Source organism: Micromonospora sp. NPDC048839, from assembly GCF_040649915.1.
Classification (GTDB): domain Bacteria; phylum Actinomycetota; class Actinomycetes; order Mycobacteriales; family Micromonosporaceae; genus Micromonospora.
In genome coordinates this window covers 145,248-161,268 of record NZ_JBEZGL010000012.1, presented here as the reverse complement: position 1 = coordinate 161,268, position 16,021 = coordinate 145,248, and the positions used below count along the sequence as shown (strand labels likewise).

At 71.6% G+C, this 16,021-nt stretch carries 17 protein-coding genes; 7 read left to right on the top strand and 10 right to left on the bottom strand.

All coding sequences use genetic code 11. The features are described from left to right. Window positions 1-10: 10 nt before the first annotated feature. Both AB0C25_RS23105 and AB0C25_RS23100 read right to left on the bottom strand, forming a co-directional pair. Window positions 11-841, bottom strand: a complete 831-nt coding sequence (locus tag AB0C25_RS23105) for an NAD-dependent epimerase/dehydratase family protein (protein WP_357376287.1) — start codon at window positions 839-841, stop codon at window positions 11-13. Continuing rightward, window positions 838-1,218: a nuclear transport factor 2 family protein gene (locus AB0C25_RS23100; RefSeq protein WP_357376285.1), complete on the bottom strand. Its 381-nt coding sequence runs from the start codon at window positions 1,216-1,218 to the stop codon at window positions 838-840. The genes AB0C25_RS23105 and AB0C25_RS23100 overlap by 4 nt, the downstream gene beginning before the upstream one ends. 135 nt (window positions 1,219-1,353) lie before the next feature. On the opposite strand from AB0C25_RS23100, the gene AB0C25_RS23095 reads away from it, so the two are divergent. Further along, window positions 1,354-1,920 carry a TetR/AcrR family transcriptional regulator gene (locus AB0C25_RS23095; protein WP_357376283.1) on the top strand — a complete coding sequence of 189 codons (567 nt, stop codon included), beginning with the start codon at window positions 1,354-1,356 and terminating at the stop codon, window positions 1,918-1,920. Between the two features lie 28 nt (window positions 1,921-1,948). Here the strand turns inward: AB0C25_RS23095 and AB0C25_RS23090 are convergent, their stop codons facing one another. Continuing rightward, entirely contained in the window at window positions 1,949-2,308 is a 360-nt protein-coding gene (locus tag AB0C25_RS23090) for a hypothetical protein (RefSeq protein WP_357376281.1), read from the bottom strand. Window positions 2,309-2,790: 482 nt separating this feature from the next. On the opposite strand from AB0C25_RS23090, the gene AB0C25_RS23085 reads away from it, so the two are divergent. The 3 genes from AB0C25_RS23085 (at window position 2,791) to glgB (ending at window position 7,929) form a co-directional block, all read left to right on the top strand. Further along, window positions 2,791-3,597: a hypothetical protein gene (locus AB0C25_RS23085; RefSeq protein WP_357376279.1), complete on the top strand. Its 807-nt coding sequence runs from the start codon at window positions 2,791-2,793 to the stop codon at window positions 3,595-3,597. Window positions 3,598-3,763: 166 nt separating this feature from the next. Then, window positions 3,764-5,839, top strand: coding sequence for a maltotransferase domain-containing protein (locus AB0C25_RS23080; RefSeq protein WP_357376277.1), 2,076 nt, complete (start codon window positions 3,764-3,766; stop codon window positions 5,837-5,839). After that, a complete protein-coding gene (glgB, locus tag AB0C25_RS23075; RefSeq protein WP_357376275.1) occupies window positions 5,827-7,929 on the top strand; it encodes a 1,4-alpha-glucan branching protein GlgB in 2,103 nt (700 codons plus the stop codon). The genes AB0C25_RS23080 and glgB overlap by 13 nt, the downstream gene beginning before the upstream one ends. A gap of 137 nt (window positions 7,930-8,066) precedes the next feature. Here glgB and AB0C25_RS23070 read toward each other — a convergent pair whose 3' ends face one another. The 6 genes from AB0C25_RS23070 to AB0C25_RS23045 all read right to left on the bottom strand — a co-directional run bounded on the left by AB0C25_RS23070 (window position 8,067) and on the right by AB0C25_RS23045 (window position 11,571). Then, the gene (locus AB0C25_RS23070; RefSeq protein WP_357376273.1) at window positions 8,067-8,396 is read right to left on the bottom strand and encodes a hypothetical protein; all 330 of its coding nucleotides are present in this window, start codon (window positions 8,394-8,396) and stop codon (window positions 8,067-8,069) included. 79 nt (window positions 8,397-8,475) lie between these two features. Further along, on the bottom strand, window positions 8,476-8,817 hold the full coding sequence (locus AB0C25_RS23065; RefSeq protein WP_357376271.1) for a hypothetical protein: 342 nt from the start codon (window positions 8,815-8,817) through the stop codon (window positions 8,476-8,478). 11 nt (window positions 8,818-8,828) lie between these two features. Further along, on the bottom strand, window positions 8,829-9,347 hold the full coding sequence (locus AB0C25_RS23060; RefSeq protein WP_357376269.1) for a hypothetical protein: 519 nt from the start codon (window positions 9,345-9,347) through the stop codon (window positions 8,829-8,831). Between the two features lie 5 nt (window positions 9,348-9,352). Continuing rightward, the gene (locus AB0C25_RS23055; RefSeq protein ID WP_357376267.1) at window positions 9,353-9,736 is read right to left on the bottom strand and encodes a hypothetical protein; all 384 of its coding nucleotides are present in this window, start codon (window positions 9,734-9,736) and stop codon (window positions 9,353-9,355) included. A 72-nt stretch (window positions 9,737-9,808) separates the two neighbouring features. After that, window positions 9,809-10,456, bottom strand: a complete 648-nt coding sequence (locus tag AB0C25_RS23050; protein ID WP_357376265.1) for a DUF6346 domain-containing protein — start codon at window positions 10,454-10,456, stop codon at window positions 9,809-9,811. A gap of 107 nt (window positions 10,457-10,563) precedes the next feature. Next, window positions 10,564-11,571, bottom strand: coding sequence for an alpha/beta hydrolase (locus AB0C25_RS23045; RefSeq protein ID WP_357376262.1), 1,008 nt, complete (start codon window positions 11,569-11,571; stop codon window positions 10,564-10,566). An 83-nt stretch (window positions 11,572-11,654) separates the two neighbouring features. On the opposite strand from AB0C25_RS23045, the gene AB0C25_RS23040 reads away from it, so the two are divergent. Continuing rightward, window positions 11,655-12,296, top strand: coding sequence for a TetR/AcrR family transcriptional regulator (locus tag AB0C25_RS23040; protein ID WP_357376260.1), 642 nt, complete (start codon window positions 11,655-11,657; stop codon window positions 12,294-12,296). A 13-nt stretch (window positions 12,297-12,309) separates the two neighbouring features. Here AB0C25_RS23040 and AB0C25_RS23035 read toward each other — a convergent pair whose 3' ends face one another. Further along, window positions 12,310-13,350 carry a phosphatase domain-containing protein gene (locus AB0C25_RS23035; protein WP_357065533.1) on the bottom strand — a complete coding sequence of 347 codons (1,041 nt, stop codon included), beginning with the start codon at window positions 13,348-13,350 and terminating at the stop codon, window positions 12,310-12,312. A gap of 174 nt (window positions 13,351-13,524) precedes the next feature. Here AB0C25_RS23035 and AB0C25_RS23030 point away from each other — a divergent pair, with 174 nt between their 5' ends. Further along, entirely contained in the window at window positions 13,525-15,144 is a 1,620-nt protein-coding gene (locus AB0C25_RS23030; RefSeq protein WP_357376258.1) for a hypothetical protein, read from the top strand. A gap of 51 nt (window positions 15,145-15,195) precedes the next feature. Beyond that, complete coding sequence (yaaA, locus tag AB0C25_RS23025; RefSeq protein WP_357376256.1) at window positions 15,196-15,993, top strand: peroxide stress protein YaaA; 798 nt, start codon at window positions 15,196-15,198, stop codon at window positions 15,991-15,993. Window positions 15,994-16,021 lie beyond the last annotated feature (28 nt).

Sequence of the window (16,021 nt, the reverse complement as noted above, 5' to 3'; positions counted from 1 at the left end):
CGGCCGAGTGTCAGCCAGCGCGGTCGGCGCACAGGCGGTCCCGGCAGAAGTCCCGGAAGGATCGTGGCGTACGACCGGTCACCTCTGCGACGGTCGACGTCGTCCGGTCCTCCGCGCCTGCCGCGATCGCCGTGTCCAGGCTCGCGAGGAAGCGGGCGAAGTCCGGCGGGATGCCGTTCGCGCTGTGGCGTTCGGCCAGTTCCGCCGCGTCGATCGCACGGTGCCGGACCGGCCGGCCACCGACCTCGGTGAGGACGGCGGCGACGGCGTCATAGCTCAGCGCCTCTGGTCCGGTGATGATGTGGTCGGTGTTGTGCGGTGTCGGGTCCGTGAGGGCCCGCACCGCCACCTCGGCAATGTCGGCAGGATCGACGAAGCCGACCCGGGCGGTGCCGGTGGCGCTGACGATCTCGCCATGGTCGCGGGCGCTCACGGCGTACGGCTGCTCACCCACGAAGTTCTCCATGAACCAGGACGGCCGCAGTACCGCCCATTCCGCGAACAGCTCACCGAGGCGTGCGTGCACCAGGCCCAGCCCGTGCTCGGCGGGCGGGACGGCAGAGGAGCTGAGCAGAACCACCCGGCGGACACCGGCGTCGCGTGCCCGCTCAAGGAAGGGCAGCATGATCGGTGCCGGGTCGACCTCGCCGACCGGGGGGATGACGTAGATCGCGCGCACGCCACCCAGAGCGTCCGGGTGGCTGGTCGGGTCGCGCCAGTCGAAGCGGATCCCTCCGGTGGCGGGGCGTCGGCTGGCGATGCGGGTGGGGTGACCGCGCTCGGCAAGCTTGGCGGCGACGATGCGGCCGGTGGTCCCGGTGCCACCGATGACCAGGATCATGAGCGCACCAGGCCGCCGCCGAGCAGCTCCTGTGCGGCGATCGGATCCCAGTAGTCGCGATAGTGCACAAGCTGCCCGTGACGGATGGTCAGGACGGCGATGTAGCGCACCTCGTACGGTCGACCCGTCGCGACGACGAAGCCGGAGGCGACGAACTCGACGACGATGACCTCGGGGTCCCTGGTCTCGTGCACGGTGCGATCGCGGATCTCGCGGACGTCGAGCAGTGCGGGGTAATTGATCAGGTACTCGTGCAGCTCGGCGCGCCCGGCTACCCGACGCGGCTGGCCGGGCGGTGCGAACGGGAGCTCCAGCACCGCATCCTCGGCAAACAGCGCGATGAACCCGGCCATGTCCTTGGCGAGCAGCAGCTCCATGCCGCGATGGAAGACGGCGCTGGGGTGGTCCGACATGATCGTCCTTTCGTCGTCCGGGACGGTCGCGATAAGATTCGGACCGCCGGTCCGCTTAAACTATACGGACCGCTAGTCCGTTTGGCGAGAGGGGGCCCGGTGCGGGCCGATGCGCTACGCAACAGGGAGTCGGTGCTGGCCGCCGCCGGGCGTCTCTTCGACGCCGCAGCCGACCCCGATCAGGTGTCGATGGACGACATCGCCACCGCAGCCGGCGTCGGCAAGGGCACCCTGTTCCGGCGCTTCGGCGACCGCATCGGGCTCATCCGCGCCCTCTACGAGCAACGGGGACTGCGGTTGCAGGCTGCGCTCGCGGTGTCACCCAACCGGCCGGCGGCGGAGCAGGCCGTCGAACTGCTGCGGGCCATGCTGCGCTTCAAGCTCGACAACCGGGTGCTCACGCTGGCGCTCGAGAGCGCCGGGGGCGGCAGTCCGTACCGCAATGAGGCGTACGACCACTGGCACGCCCTGCTGGCCGGCCTCGTCGCGGAGGCACGCGGCCCGCAGGCGGCGGACTACCTGGCCCATGCCCTGCTCGCCGCCGTCCGCAGCGACCTGGTCGAACACCTGCGCGACTGGCCCGAAGCTCGGTGGCACGCCGGACTGAACGCGCTTGTCGGCTCCGTGCTCGGTCAGTCCGGGCTCCCCACAGGTCCACCGCGCTGACTGACTCCCGGGAACCACGAGGCGGCCGTCAGGCGACGCCGAGGGTGGTGGCGAGCTGGACGATGCCGGCGGGCGCGTCGGCGGACCGCCACAGGACGGTTGCGAGCTTTCGTACCGCCGGGCGGTCGTGCACCTCGCTGTGCGCGGTGCGTTCCGCGTCGAGCAGCGCCCGGCCAGCCCGAAGCAGGTCGCCGGTCAGGGCGTACGCGCGGGCCACATCGAGGAGGTACGCGGCCCGGTGCTCGGGCGGCAGCCACCGCCACTCCTCGTCTGCGACCAGCCGCTCGTGCCGAGCCGTGGCCGTGGTGACGTCGCCAAGGGCCGCCTCGGCCACCACCCGGGCGGCCTCGACCACCGGCGATCGGGTACGCGGGCGGCAGCGGCCCATCCGGCAAACGCTCGTCCAACTGTGCCTCCTCGCGGCGCAACGACATCGTGGGTGATGGAAGTGGGTGGGTGCTGGGCGCAGTGCGGGACGGACTGGGCGCAGTGCGGGACGGACTGGGCGCAGTGCGGGACGGACTGGGCGCAGTGCGGGACGGACGTAGCGCGGTGGGTGGAGGCAGGTCAGGGTGGGTGACACGGGGGGGGGTATCGCCCACCCTGACCCGGTGAGGCACTCCGCTGCTGAGGAGAGGTGGCCCCCGCCATGCCGAACCCGCCCGCCTGACTCCGTTCGGACCCTCGCCCACCCTCGATCCACTCGGGTTTCCGGAAACCGTCGCGTCCGGGTCGCCTCGATACCGCGCTTTCAAGGAACGCGTGTGGATCTTGACGGCGGCCGGGCCACGGCCGGGCCACGGCCGGCAGCGCGCCCCGGGGCGGGTATGGGGTCGACGTCGGGATGGGCGGCTGCCAGGATGCCGAGTCATGGCGGACGACGGGTCGAGCAGCCCACCGCGGCTCGCGACGTGGGCGGAGCTCGACCCGGCGCGGTACCCGTTCGACCCGGTCGAGATGTCGGTGGCGGTCCGGGCGTTGCTCCCTCCGCCGCCTCCCCAGCCGACCCGCGACGATGGGTGGGTCGGGTATCCAGAAGCCTCCGCCTGGGTCGCGTCCGTCGGCGTGCTCCTTTCCGACCGGTACGGCCCATGGGCCTACTACTGGTATTGGGCGCCCCGCGAGAACGCGCAGTTGGGTTTCGTGACCGACCGCATCCCGACGCCGACTGACGCGCAGACGTTCGTCGCCGACTCGCTGCTGGCCTGGCGGCGCTGGTTGGAGAGCCTGGCTGAACGTCTCGACCACATTCTGCCGTCGCTCGATCCGGCGCGGGCCGGCGATGCGGTAGAAGTCGTCGCCGCCTGGGAAGCCGCCGTCGTACAGCTGATGATGTTCGCCGTCGCCCCCGTCGTCGACAACGACGGCTGGCTGGGATGGTGCGAGAACACCCTGCAGTGGTTTCTCACGGCCGCCGGCAAACCGCCAGATCAGGCGCAGGCGCTGGTCAACGACGCTGTCGGCGGTCGATACGACCATTGGGTGCCACTGACGGCGGCGGAGGTGAACGATGTCGCCGAACGGATCTCCCGGGGCGTGCTGAGCCTCACCGGGACCGTGCCGGCCGGCCGAGTCGACAACTGGCCCGACACCTGGCCACACGGTTGGCCGTCCTGGCGGGCGACGAACACCAGCGCGGGCGCGGGGCCGCCGCCCGCCCTTGGGCACCACAGGTGATGTGGCCCGCACCACCACCGCGAAGATCCGCACAACGTCGGGGACGGTGCTGACCCGCGGCAGCAGGTCCCCCAAACGTGCGCGGATCTTGACGGGCGACTCCGGGGGGAGGCGGACCGGCGGGCTTGGCCGCGCGCGAACGGATCTCGCGCAGTAGGTTGGCGGGGTGACTGGACGGTTCCCGATCGAAGACGTCTCCCCTGTCGTCTCGTGCGGGCGGTACCCGGCCAAGGCGGTGGTCGACGAACCGGTCCCGGTGTCGGCCCGCGCCTACCGGGAGGGGCACGACGCGCTCGGCTGCAACGTGGTCTGGATGGGTCCGGACGGCGTCACCAGGCCGTTCACCCGGATGCGCCCCGGCGAGCCCGGCCAGGACCGGTGGCACGCCACCATCGCACCGGACACCGTCGGCTCCTGGGCCTTCGCCGTGGAGGCGTTCCAGGACCCGTACCTGACCTGGCAGAACGCGGTGACGAAGAAGATCGCCGCCGGGCAGGGGCCGGAGGACCTGGCCAACGACCTGGCCGAGGGCGCGCGGGTGCTCGCCGCCGCCCGGGACCTGGTCCCGACCGCCGAGCGGCCCCGGGTCGCCGACGCGCTCACCGCGCTTGTCGAGACCGACCTGCCGCTGCCGCAGCGGGTCGGCCCGGCCCTGGCGCTGGCCGACCTGCTCTGGGAGCACCCGGTGCGGGAGTTGGTCACCTCCGGCGACACGTACTCGATCTGGGTGGACCGCAAGCGGGCGCTCTACTCGGCCTGGTACGAGTTCTTCCCCCGCTCCGAGGGGGCGGCGGGTGGCCGGTCCGGCACGTTCGCGACCGCCACCGACCGGCTGCCGGGGGTGGCCGCGATGGGCTTCGACGTGCTCTACCTGCCGCCGATCCACCCGATCGGCCGGGTCAACCGCAAGGGCCGCAACAACGCGCTCACCGCCGGGCCGACCGACGTGGGCTCGCCGTGGGCGATCGGCGCCGCCGAGGGCGGCCACGACACGATCCACCCCGACCTGGGTACGCCGGCGGACTTCCGCGCCTTCATCCAGGCGGCTGCCGCGCAGGGCCTGGAGGTGGCGATGGACATGGCGTTGCAGTGCGCGCCGGACCACCCGTGGGTCACCGAGCACCCGGAGTGGTTCACCACCCGGGCCGACGGCAGCATCGCGTACGCGGAGAACCCGCCGAAGAAGTACCAGGACATCTACCCGGTCAACTTCGACAACGACCCGGAGGGCATCCGGGCCGAGGTGCTGCGGGTCGTGCTGCACTGGGTGGGCGAGGGCATCCGGATCTTCCGGGTGGACAACCCGCACACCAAGCCGTTCGACTTCTGGCACTGGCTGATCGCCGAGGTGAAGACCGTCGACCCGGACGTGCTGTTCCTGGCCGAGGCGTTCACCCGGCCGGCCATCATGCACGGCCTGGGCAAGATCGGCTTCACGCAGTCGTACACCTATTTCACCTGGCGCACGACGGCCGCGCAGATGCGGGAGTACTGCGAGGAGCTGGTCGCCTCGGCCGACCACATGCGGCCGAACTTCTGGCCGAACACCCCGGACATCCTGCACGAGTCGTTGCAGCACGGCGGCCCACCGATGTTCAAGATCCGGGCGGTGCTGGCCGCGCTGCTCTCCCCCTCCTGGGGCATGTACGCCGGTTTCGAGCTGTTCGAGCACGTGGCCCGACCGGGCGCCGAGGAATACCTGGACAACGAGAAGTACGAGCTACGCCCCCGCGACTGGGCCGGCGCCGAGGCACAGGGCCGCTCGCTGGCGCCGTTCCTGGCCACTCTCAACCGGGTACGCCGCGACAACCCGGCCCTGCACCAGCTCCGCAACCTGCGCTTCCACGAGATCGACAACCCGGCGCTGCTCTGCTGGTCGAAGCACGACCCGGACACCGGCAACACCGTCATCGTGATCTGCTCGTTCGACTCACGTGTGGTGCAGTGGGGTAACACGACCCTGGACATGCCGGAGCTGGGGTTCGACTGGCACGAGCGGTTCACCGTGTACGACGAGCTGACCGGCACCAGCTACGACTGGGGGCAGCGCAACGCGGTGCGGCTCGACCCGTACCTGCAACCGGCGCACGTGCTGACGGTCCGCCGTCCGGCCGCGCCCTCCGCGCCGGAACCCGCCGGCGTCGAACCGGCCGACCTCACCGTCACCGACGTGCCCACCGAACTCTCCGGCGGTACCGCGCCGACCGCCCCCGCCCCGAAGGACGACCGATGGACCAGCTGATCACCGGCGCGACGCACGACCCGCACGCCCTGCTCGGCGCGCACCCCGCCGACTCCTCGACGACGATCCGCACGATGCGCCGGGGCGCCGGTGACGTGGTGCTGCTCGTCGGCGACGAACGGCACCCCATGAAGCGGGTGCACGACGCGGGCGTCTTCGAGACCCAGGTCGACGGCGCCGTGCTCGACTACCGGGTGGAGGTCGACGGCACCGCACACGACGACCCGTACCGCTATCCACCGACTCTCGGTGAGCTGGACCTGCACCTGATCCGGGAGGGCCGGCACGAGCGGCTGTGGGACGCGCTGGGCGCGCGGGTCTTCGACGAGGGCGTCGCGTTCAGCGTGTGGGCGCCCAACGCCCGCGGCGTGCGGGTGATCGGCGACTTCACCGGCTGGTCCCCGGACGACGGCTGGCCGATGCGCTCGCTCGGCTCCAGCGGCGTGTGGGAGCTGTTCGTCCCCGACGCCCGCGTCGGGGCGCGCTACAAGTACCGGGTGCTGGGCGCCGACGGGCAGTGGCGGGACAAGGCCGACCCCCTGGCCGCGTACGCGGAGGTGCCGCCGGCGACCGCCTCGGTGGTGCACCACTCGACGTACCGGTGGAACGACGAGGACTGGCTGGCCCGACGGGCCGAGCGGCAGCCGCACCAGGAGCCGATGAGCGTCTACGAGGTGCACCTCGGTTCGTGGCGACCCGGGTTGGGCTACCGCGAGCTGGCCGACCAGCTCACCGCGTACGTCACCGAGATGGGCTTCACGCACGTGGAGTTCCTGCCGGTGATGGAGCACCCGTTCGGCGGTTCCTGGGGCTACCAGGTGACCGGCTACTACGCGCCGACCTCCCGCTTCGGTGACCCGGACGACTTCCGGCACCTGGTCGACCGGCTGCACGCCGCCGGCATCGGCGTGCTCCTCGACTGGGTGCCCGCGCACTTCCCCAAGGACGAGTGGGCCCTCGGCCGCTTCGACGGCACCCCGCTCTACGAGCACCCCGACCCGCGCCGGGGCGAGCACCCGGACTGGGGCACGTACGTCTTCGACTTCGGCCGCAACGAGGTCCGCAACTTCCTGGTCGCCAACGCGCTCTACTGGTGCGACCAGTTCCACGTCGACGGGCTGCGGGTGGACGCGGTCGCCTCGATGCTCTACCTGGACTACTCCCGGGAGCACGGGCAGTGGACCCCGAACCAGTACGGCGGCCGGGAGAACCTGGAGGCCATCGCGCTCATGCAGGAGGTGAACGCGACCGTCTACAAGCACCACGCCGGGGTCGTGATGATCGCCGAGGAGTCCACCGCCTGGCCGGGTGTCACCAGCTCCACCACCGAGGGCGGGCTGGGCTTCGGGTTCAAGTGGAACATGGGCTGGATGCACGACACCCTGCTCTACACCTCGAAGGACCCGATCTACCGCCAGCACCACCACCACCAGCTCACCTTCTCCCTGGCGTACGCGTGGAGCGAGAACTACGTGCTGCCGATCAGCCACGACGAGGTGGTGCACGGGAAGGGCTCGCTGGCCGGCAAGATGCCCGGCGACACCTGGCAGCGGCTGGCCAACGTGCGGGCGCTGCTGGCGTACATGTGGGCGCACCCCGGCAAGCAACTGCTGTTCATGGGTTCCGAGTTGGCCGACGACCGGGAGTGGAGCGAGGAGCGCGGCCTGGACTGGTACCTGCTGCACGACCCGGCCCGCGCCGGCGTGCAGCGTCTCGTCGCCGACCTGAACCGGGTCTACCGGGACACCCCGGCGCTGTGGGCGCAGGACACCGAACCGGCCGGGTTCCGCTGGATCGCCGGCGACGACGTCGCCAACAACACCGTGTCGTTCGTCCGGATCGCCCCGGACGGCTCGACCCTGGTGTGCGTGGCGAACTTCTCCGCCCAGCCGCTGCACGACTACCGGATCGGTCTGCCGGCCGGTGGTACGTGGACCGAGGTGCTCAACACCGACGCGCACCACTACGGCGGCTCCGGGGTGGGCAACCTGGGCGCGGTGCGCGCCGAGGACGTGCCGTGGCACGGAATGGTCGCCTCCGCGGCCCTCCAGGTGCCGCCGCTGGGTGCCGTCTGGCTCCGCCAGAGCTGAGCAGTTCCACCAAGCCCCTTCAGCGTCAGGTAATCAAGCCGCAGGCCACGGACGACGGCCTGCGGCACGGGATCGCCGGGCAGCCCTGTCCGCTGAGCGAGGGCGCGGATCCGGAAGACCCCCGCCCGCGCGGAGTCTCAAAGCCGTTGATCAGGGCCCTGGTCGATCCGACCAGCACGTCGCCGACTCCGACGAATGAGCAGCACCAAGACCATGGCGCTGGTCACCGAGATCGCCGCCATGGCGAGCCCGCTCAATCGGTCTTCCTTCGAGTCGGCAAGCATGGCCACCGCGAGCACTCCGGCGATCACGGAGACAATAGTCGTCATGCCTCGATTGGCCAGGTGATGATGACGCCGATCAGTCTCGACCATCTCCTTGCACTCCGCCTCGCTTCGCTCGGCGATCCCCGGCCCGAAGCGCGACGGATAACCCAGCAGGAACAGAGCACCCAACAGTGACAGCATGACAACAGCCAGGAGGAGACACCTCAACACGTCAGCGAGTTCCATCGTCAACCCACTTCGATGGCCGGGCCGCAGGTAACTACCGGCGGGCGTTGGGGCTCCACGGCAGGGTCACCAGATCCACCAGAAGCATCCGACTGAACCGGACCTGCCGCTGCACCACCCCTCTGCCGAGGGGGTTGACCGAGAAGTGAGCTGCCTGCATCGCCCCGGTCACGAGCATCAGGAACAAGGACCCACAGAAGACCGCAACAAGTGGCACGACCACGACCACTGAAGCCGGGTGGCCGATGACGTGCTGTGCGCGCAGGAACTGGGTCAGCGCGGCGAGGGCACCAGTCAGGAACGCCAGACGCCAGGACAACACGTGCAGACGGTACGACGTACGACGCCTGGTCGCGATCACCTGATCGTGGGGCATCTGGCTGCTCCTCAAGGGACACGGACCAACGCGGGTATGAGTAACGCGAAGACCGACCAGCCGCCCACCAACCACAGCAGGTGACGCCGCCAGGTGGCTCCGCTCTCCGGGTCGCCCTCGTCGGCGAGGGCCACGCACCGCCTGTAACTTTCGATCTTCTTGACCGCTCGATGGGCTCCCGGATAGCCCATCAGGCGGCCAACGACGGAGGGCTGGAACGCGTAGCAGTGGACGTCCTCGGCGCCGCTGACCCGGACGACGAGACCATGCTCCGCGACCACCTCCTGGATGCGGCTCCACGGTATCGCTGTCGACAGTCCCGGGTTGACCACCAGAAGCGCGGCCGGAGTCACCTGCACGGAGGAGAACATGGCGGCGAGCGTGACGACGTGACAGAGGCCGACGAAGAACGCGGCGACCAGCAACAACTCGCCCCAACCGTTCGCCGGATTCCTGCTGGACATCACCATCATGAAGCCGAAGAAGGCCCACAGCAGCAGGCCGCCTAACCACGCGCCCCAACTCCTCATCGGCATCAGAGTCGTTCGCGAACAGCCTGCCTGATGCGCCGAACTGTCTCGTCCCGATAGGGAACAGCGTCGCGCGCCTGCCAGACGAAGCCCAGACCCGTGGGGAGGATGGCGCAGAACGAGACGGTGTCGCCGTACCGGGAACTGATCGTCAACCGCGCGCCGGACGCGGGTTCGGCGGCCGTCACGTCCGTAAGGCTCATCGACTTGGCGCGAACCCAGGCCTCCCCAGGGTGGTGGATTTTCCAGATCCGAGCAGGCGCGAAGAGCAGGCGCCTGGTGGTGAGCAGGAGGAGGGCGCCGTAGACGCTGAACACCGTTCCACCAAAGGGAAAGTATCCCCGCTGGGTGAACAGGACCGGTTCGTCGGGTGCCAACTGTGGCTGCACGTATCGCACCATCGACCCCCGCTCCGGCCGCCCGCGGCGGCGGCTCGGGTGGGACGGTAGCGCACAGCATGCTCAGCCGGTCCCTCGGCGGTACGCGGAGCGACGGCCGCTGCCCCGGCGGTTGACCCAGGCGACGTACCTCGGGACACCCAGCACGGTTCTCAGCAGATAGACCCCGATGCCCATGAGCAGCACGAGAACCAGGCCGGTCCGCAGGATGCCCAGCAACGCCAGGGCGAAGGCCCAGATGCGCCACGCCGGGCGACCGTACCTGCAGTCGGTGTTGCCCTTGCCGTGGCAGACCTCGCGGAACTCGACCGGCCCGCCCCGGTCGGCAGGGGTGACTGTCGAGTGCCGGACCACGGTGCGCACCTCGCGGCCGTCGCGGGTCTGGATCGTCACGGCGCAGTGCCACCAGAAGCCGAACCCGTCGCCGCTCACCGGACCGACCCGGCGGCACTCGTGGACCGTCGCCTCCGCCGGCCGTTGGGCCGGGGTGGACTTGAACACTCCCACGCCCGGGTAGAAGCTCTGCACGGTGTCCAGCACGAGCGTCGAGACGACGAGCCCCGCCGCGAGGGCAACCACCGCCGCCAACTGGGTCAGCCGCCCCCAGAACGGCCCGCGCCGCTCGTACGCGGCGATCTGCTCGCCCTGCAGGCGCGCGGTCTCGTCCATGTCGCCGACGTTCGGCTCGGCCGTGCCTGCCACACCATCCATCGTCACTTCCCACCTCCCGCCCAGGCGGGTCGGATGGGACCGTAGCCCAGCACGGCAACCCGGCCGGATCAGCGGTCAGCGCAGCGACGGTCCGCCCGACCGGGGCGTCAGGGCTGCTCCGCTCGGAGGAACGCGTCGATGTCAGCGGCTATCTCGTCCGGGTGCTCGCCGTTGATGGCGTGCGACGCGTCCGGGTAGGTCTTCACGGTGCCCCGGGTCAGGGACCGCTCCGCCAGCGTCGCGGCCTCGCCCGCGTCGTGCAGCCGGGACTTGCCCGCCATCAGGACGAGCACCGGGACGCCAACCGCCGCGAGCTGGTCCTCGGACAACTGGGTCGGGGCGGACAGCTTCACCACGTACGCCTGCATGCCGGCCTCGATCATCCGGGCGACCGGAACGTCCTCCACCGGGGCGCCGTTCGCCGTCCAACTGGCGAAGCTGTCCCGCCAGGATCGGGGCGCCCAGCGAACGCTCACCGGGATGGACCGCAGCACCACCTGCGCGGACAGGCCGGCGAAGACCAGGATCGGATCGAGCAGCACGACGCTCGCGACCTTCTGCGGCCGGTGCACCGCGAGGTTCATCGCCGTCCAGCCGCCGAACGACACGCCGACCAGGTGGACGGTCGGCTCGGGGAGCGCCAGCAGCACCTCGTGCAACCACTGCGCGTGGGCTGTCGGGTCCGTGATGGGGCGCTGCTGGATGCTCATGCCCGGCTCGCCGAGCAGGTCGACGGTGTAGACGTCGCGCAGCCGCAGCAGCGACGGCAGGTTGTCCGCCCAGACCGGCGACGCCGACGCCCGACCGGGCAGAAGGAGCAGGGGCGCGGCTGCCGGGTCGGTGCCGCCGCTGAAGTGGTAGAGCCGGACGACGCCGTACCCGGTCCGGACGTCGAGAGTGCGATCGGGCGCCGGCAACTCCGCCATCGCCGCCCGGTAGGCACCGACGAAACGCTCGTGGGACTCCGTCGACGTGAAGTAGCCGACGGGCGCCGGATCGCGCAGCGCGTACGCGATCGCGACCGTGAGCACCGTGAGCACCGCGGCGGCCCGGAGGAGAGCGCGCCGATGCGCCCGCAGTGAGTTGCCGACCTTCCGCGCGAGCTTCATCACCATGCGGTCAGATTACTAACCGTGCGGTAGAAAATACAACCGTCGGGTCAGAGAACGGGTGGCGAACCGGCCGGTACGGTAAGCGGGTGCAGCCGAACGACGCCTCAACAGCGCAGGTCCGCCCCACCAAGCCGCTCACGATCACCGAGCGGGCGCGACGGGCGCAACTCATCGGCGTGACAATCGACCTGGTTGCCCGACACGGCTATCCGGGCACCTCACTCGCGCGGATCGCGGAGGCGGCCGGCATCTCCAAGGCGGCGGTCCTCTACCACTTCCCGTCCAAGGACGCGGTCGTGCGGACCGCCTACGCCTCGGTCCTGGAGTCCCTCACCGAGTACGTCGGCGCCGAGGTTGCGGCGCGATCCGGTGCGCCTGCGGTGGAGGCCTACGTCCGGTCCCTGGTGGCGTACCTGCGGGACCACCCGGACCACACGCGGATGATCGTCGAGGCGTTGCGCGAGGAGACCGGCATCGGTGACACGCCCAACGCGCCCAGCCGACGGGAGGCGGTCGCCGGTCTGATCGACGCGGCCCGGGCGGCCGGCGACTACCGGCCCGGCGTCGACCCGCAGACCACCGCCGTCATCGTGAACGGAGCCATCGACGCGATCGTGTCGGAGCGCCTCGCCGACCCCGACTTCGACAGCCGCTCCGCGGCCGAGGAACTGGTCGGCATGCTCCGCCGCTCCCTCGGCACCGCACCCCGGGACACCGACAACCCGTGACCGTGCTGGGCGGTCAGACCAGGTTGGCGTCGCGCAGCAGTTGCCACAGGCCGGCGCCGTCCGGCGCGGACAGCCACTTCTGCCCCACCGGCCCGGACGACGGGCGGCCGGCCGGGGCGGGCAGGGTGCCGGCCAGCACGGACTGCGTCGGGGAGAGCCGGCGGATCGCCACCCCGGCGACGTTCTCCGGGTGGGCGGCGGCGAACTCCCGGTAGATCTCCTGGTCGTGTTGGCCGTCGTCGCCGACCAGCAGCCAGCGCACGTCGGGGAACTCCCGGGCCAGCCGGGCCAGGGTGACCCGCTTGTGTTCCATTCCGCTGCGGAACCAGCGGTCGGCGGTCGGCCCCCAGTCGGTGAGCAGCAGCGGCCCGGCCGGGTAGAGGTGCCGGGACAGGAAGCGGGTCAGGGTGGGCGCCACGTTCCACGCGCCGGTGGAGAGGTAGAAGACCGGCGCGCCGGGGTGCGCGGTGACCAGCCGCTCGTAGAGCACGGCCATGCCCGGCACGGCGTTGCGGGCGTGCTCGTCGAGCACGAACGTGTTCCACGCGGCGAGCAGCGGTCGGGGTAGCGCGGTCACCATCACCGTGTCGTCGATGTCGGAGATGATGCCGAACTTGACCTCCGGGTCGAGGATGCGCACCGGCGCGTCGACCGGCTCGGCGTCCGGGACGCTGAGCCGGACCGTGCCCCAGCCGGGTGGCAGGTCGGCCTCGACGAGTGTGTCGACGAAGCCGCTGCGGTCGGCCTGCGTCTCGTGCCGTACCCCGCCGGCCTCGATGGTCACCGTGACGTGCTTGTTGGGCAGGGTGGTGAAGCTGCGCCAGCCGCGGACCTTGTCGAGGCGGCCCCGCTGGCGGGTGTCCGGTCGGCCCAGCAGCACCCGACACATCACCCGCACCCAGCCCGGCGCGCCATAACCGGTGTACGCGACGATGTTGACCCGCCAGCCGGTGCGCCGCAGCCGGCGCTGGACGAGCTGGTGCACGGCGTCCTCGATCCGCGCAGCCCGGTGCAGGTTCGGAACGGCCAGTTGACCGGCGGGAGTGGGTGGCACGCGCCAACCCTGCCACACGTTGACAGACACGGCCACGCGAGCCGACCCCGGCCGCGCCGCTGCGGCCCGGCCAGCGCGGAGCCGACCCGGCCCACCCCCGGCTGCGCCGATCCACCTCGGCGGCCCGGCCGGTCGTGAAACACTCCGGTCGGGACGACGACGGGGGCGTTGGTCGTGTCGCATCCAGAGCAGCACCGTGGGCGATGGCGCCCGCGACTCGACCGGCCGGCGCTCATCGCGCTGCTGTTCGGGCTGGCCGGGGTCGTCTACCGGCTGGTCCTGACGCTGTACACGGTGCCGGTGTCGAACAGCGACGAGGCCACCTTCGGCCTCGCCGCGCTGCACATCGGGCAGGGCCGGGAACGTCCGGTCTTCCTGTACGGCCAGCACTACATGGGGATGCTGGAGTCGTACCTGGCCGCGCCCCTGGTGGCGGTGGCCGGGCCGAGCTGGCCGGTGCTGCGGCTGCCGATGCTCGCGCTGTACGCGCTGTTCCTCTACCTGATCCACCGGCTGACCCGCCGGCTCTGCGCGCCCTGGTTCGCCACCTTCGTGGTGGGCCTGCTCGCGCTCGGTGGCGAGCGGGTGGTCCGCGACCAGCTCACCGTCGTCGGGGGACGGCCGGAGGTGAAGCCGGCGGTGCTGCTGATGCTGCTGATCACGGTGGGGCTGACGACCGGCACCGTCCGCCGTCGGCGGCTCGCCGTCGCGCTGTTCGGCCTGCTCGTCGGGCTGGCCGCCTGGTCGGACTGGCTGATCCTGCCGTACCTGGCGGTGGCCGGGCTGGCGCTGGTGTGGGCGCTGCGGCGCGAACTTCTCGGCTGGTCCGGCCTGCTGCTGGTGGCGGGCGTCGTGGTCGGGATCGCGCCGATGGTCCTGGACAACCTGCGCGCCGGACCGGGTGAGGACTCCTGGAGCGTGTTCCGGGAGGTCAGCACCAAGGCGGGGCCGTCGCCGCCGTGGTCGCAGCGGCTCCGGGGCGGCCTGCTGGAGGGAGTGCCGCTGGCCCACGGGCTCTGCCCGGTGGACGGCTGCGGACGCTGGCAACAGTGGTTCGGGGTGGTGTACCCGCTGCTGCTGGTGGTCGGCGCGGTGCTCGCGGTGCTCGCGTACCGCCGGGCCGCCGCGACCCCGCGCGGGGAGCGGGTCGGGCCGGTCGTGCAACTCGCGCTGGTCGCCGGTGCCGCGTTGACCCTCTTGTCGTACGTCCGCAGTCCGCTCGCCGCGACCAGCCCACTGGACAACGCCCGCTACCTGTCGGTGCTGCAACTGTCGCTGCCGGCGGTGCTCTGGCCGCTCTGGGTGGCGGCGCTGACCGCCTGGCGGGGCACCAGCAGCGTGCTGGGGCGGTTCACCGGCGCGCTGTCCGCCGCCGTGCTGGTCGCCCTGACCGCCACCACGCTCGTGGTCACCGTGCTCTTCGCGGCCACCGGCACCGCCGCCTCGCGGACCGAGGAACGCCAGGCCCGGGAGTTGGCCGCCGCGCTGCGCGCCGACGGACCCCACGAGGTGTACGGGGACTACTGGACCTGCAACCGACTGATCTTCAACACGGACGAGACGGTGGTCTGCGGGGTGCTCGACGCGGACCTGTCCCCCGGCCAGAACCGCTACCGGCCGTACTGGCGGCAGGTCGGGCGGGCACCACGGCCGGGCTATGTGGTGGAGGTCGACTCTCCGATGGACCGGCGGCTGCGCCGACTGCTCGCCGACCGGGCCGACGCCACACCGGTGCGCGAGGTGGGCGGCTATCGCGTGTACCACCCCGAGACCCCGGTGCGGCCCTGGCGCTGAGGGCGGGTCGTACGCTGGCCGGGCCGCCGTCCCGCCCGTCGAGGAGACCCGATGCTCATCCTGCTGCCGCCCTCGGAGGGCAAGGCCGACGCCGGCACCGGGCGGCGCTGGGCCCCGGACCGGCTCTCGCTGCCCGAGCTGAACCCGGCCCGGGAACGGGTGGTGGAGGCGCTCGTCGCGCTGAGCGCCGGGCCGGACGAGGCGACGGCGCGGGCGGCGCTCGGCCTCAGCGCGGGCCAGCGGGACGAGCTGCGCCGCAACGCCCGGCTGCGGGAGGCGGCCACCGCGCCGGCGGAACGGCTCTACACCGGGGTGCTCTACGAGGCGCTGGAGCTGACCTCGTTGCCGGTCGCGGCGCAGCGGGCGGCCCGTCGGTCGATCCTGATCAGCTCCGGGTTGTGGGGCGCGGTCCGGCTCGCGGACCGGATCCCCCCGTACCGCTGCCCGATCGGCGCCCGCCTGCCGGGCGTCGGGGCGTTGTCGGCGTACTGGCGTGGGGAGCTGACGCCGGCGTTGGACGCCGCCGCCGGCCGGGGTCCGGTGCTGGACCTGCGCTCCAGCGCGTACGCGGCCACCTGGACGCCGCGGGGAGAGCTGGCCGAACGGACCGTCAGCGTGCGGGTGCTGCACGAACGGGAGGTCGACGGCGTGCCGGTCCGCTCGGTGGTCAGCCACTTCAACAAGGCGACCAAGGGCCGGCTGGTCCGTGATCTCCTCGTCGCCGGCGCCCGGCCGCGCTCGGCGGCGGAGCTGCTCGGCACGCTGCGGGAGTTGAAGCACACGGTCGAGGAACAGGCCACCGCGCCCGGCCGGGTGCGGCAGGTGGACCTGGTGGTCACCGACCTGTAGCGGCGGGAGCAGCCGCAAGATTTGCTCA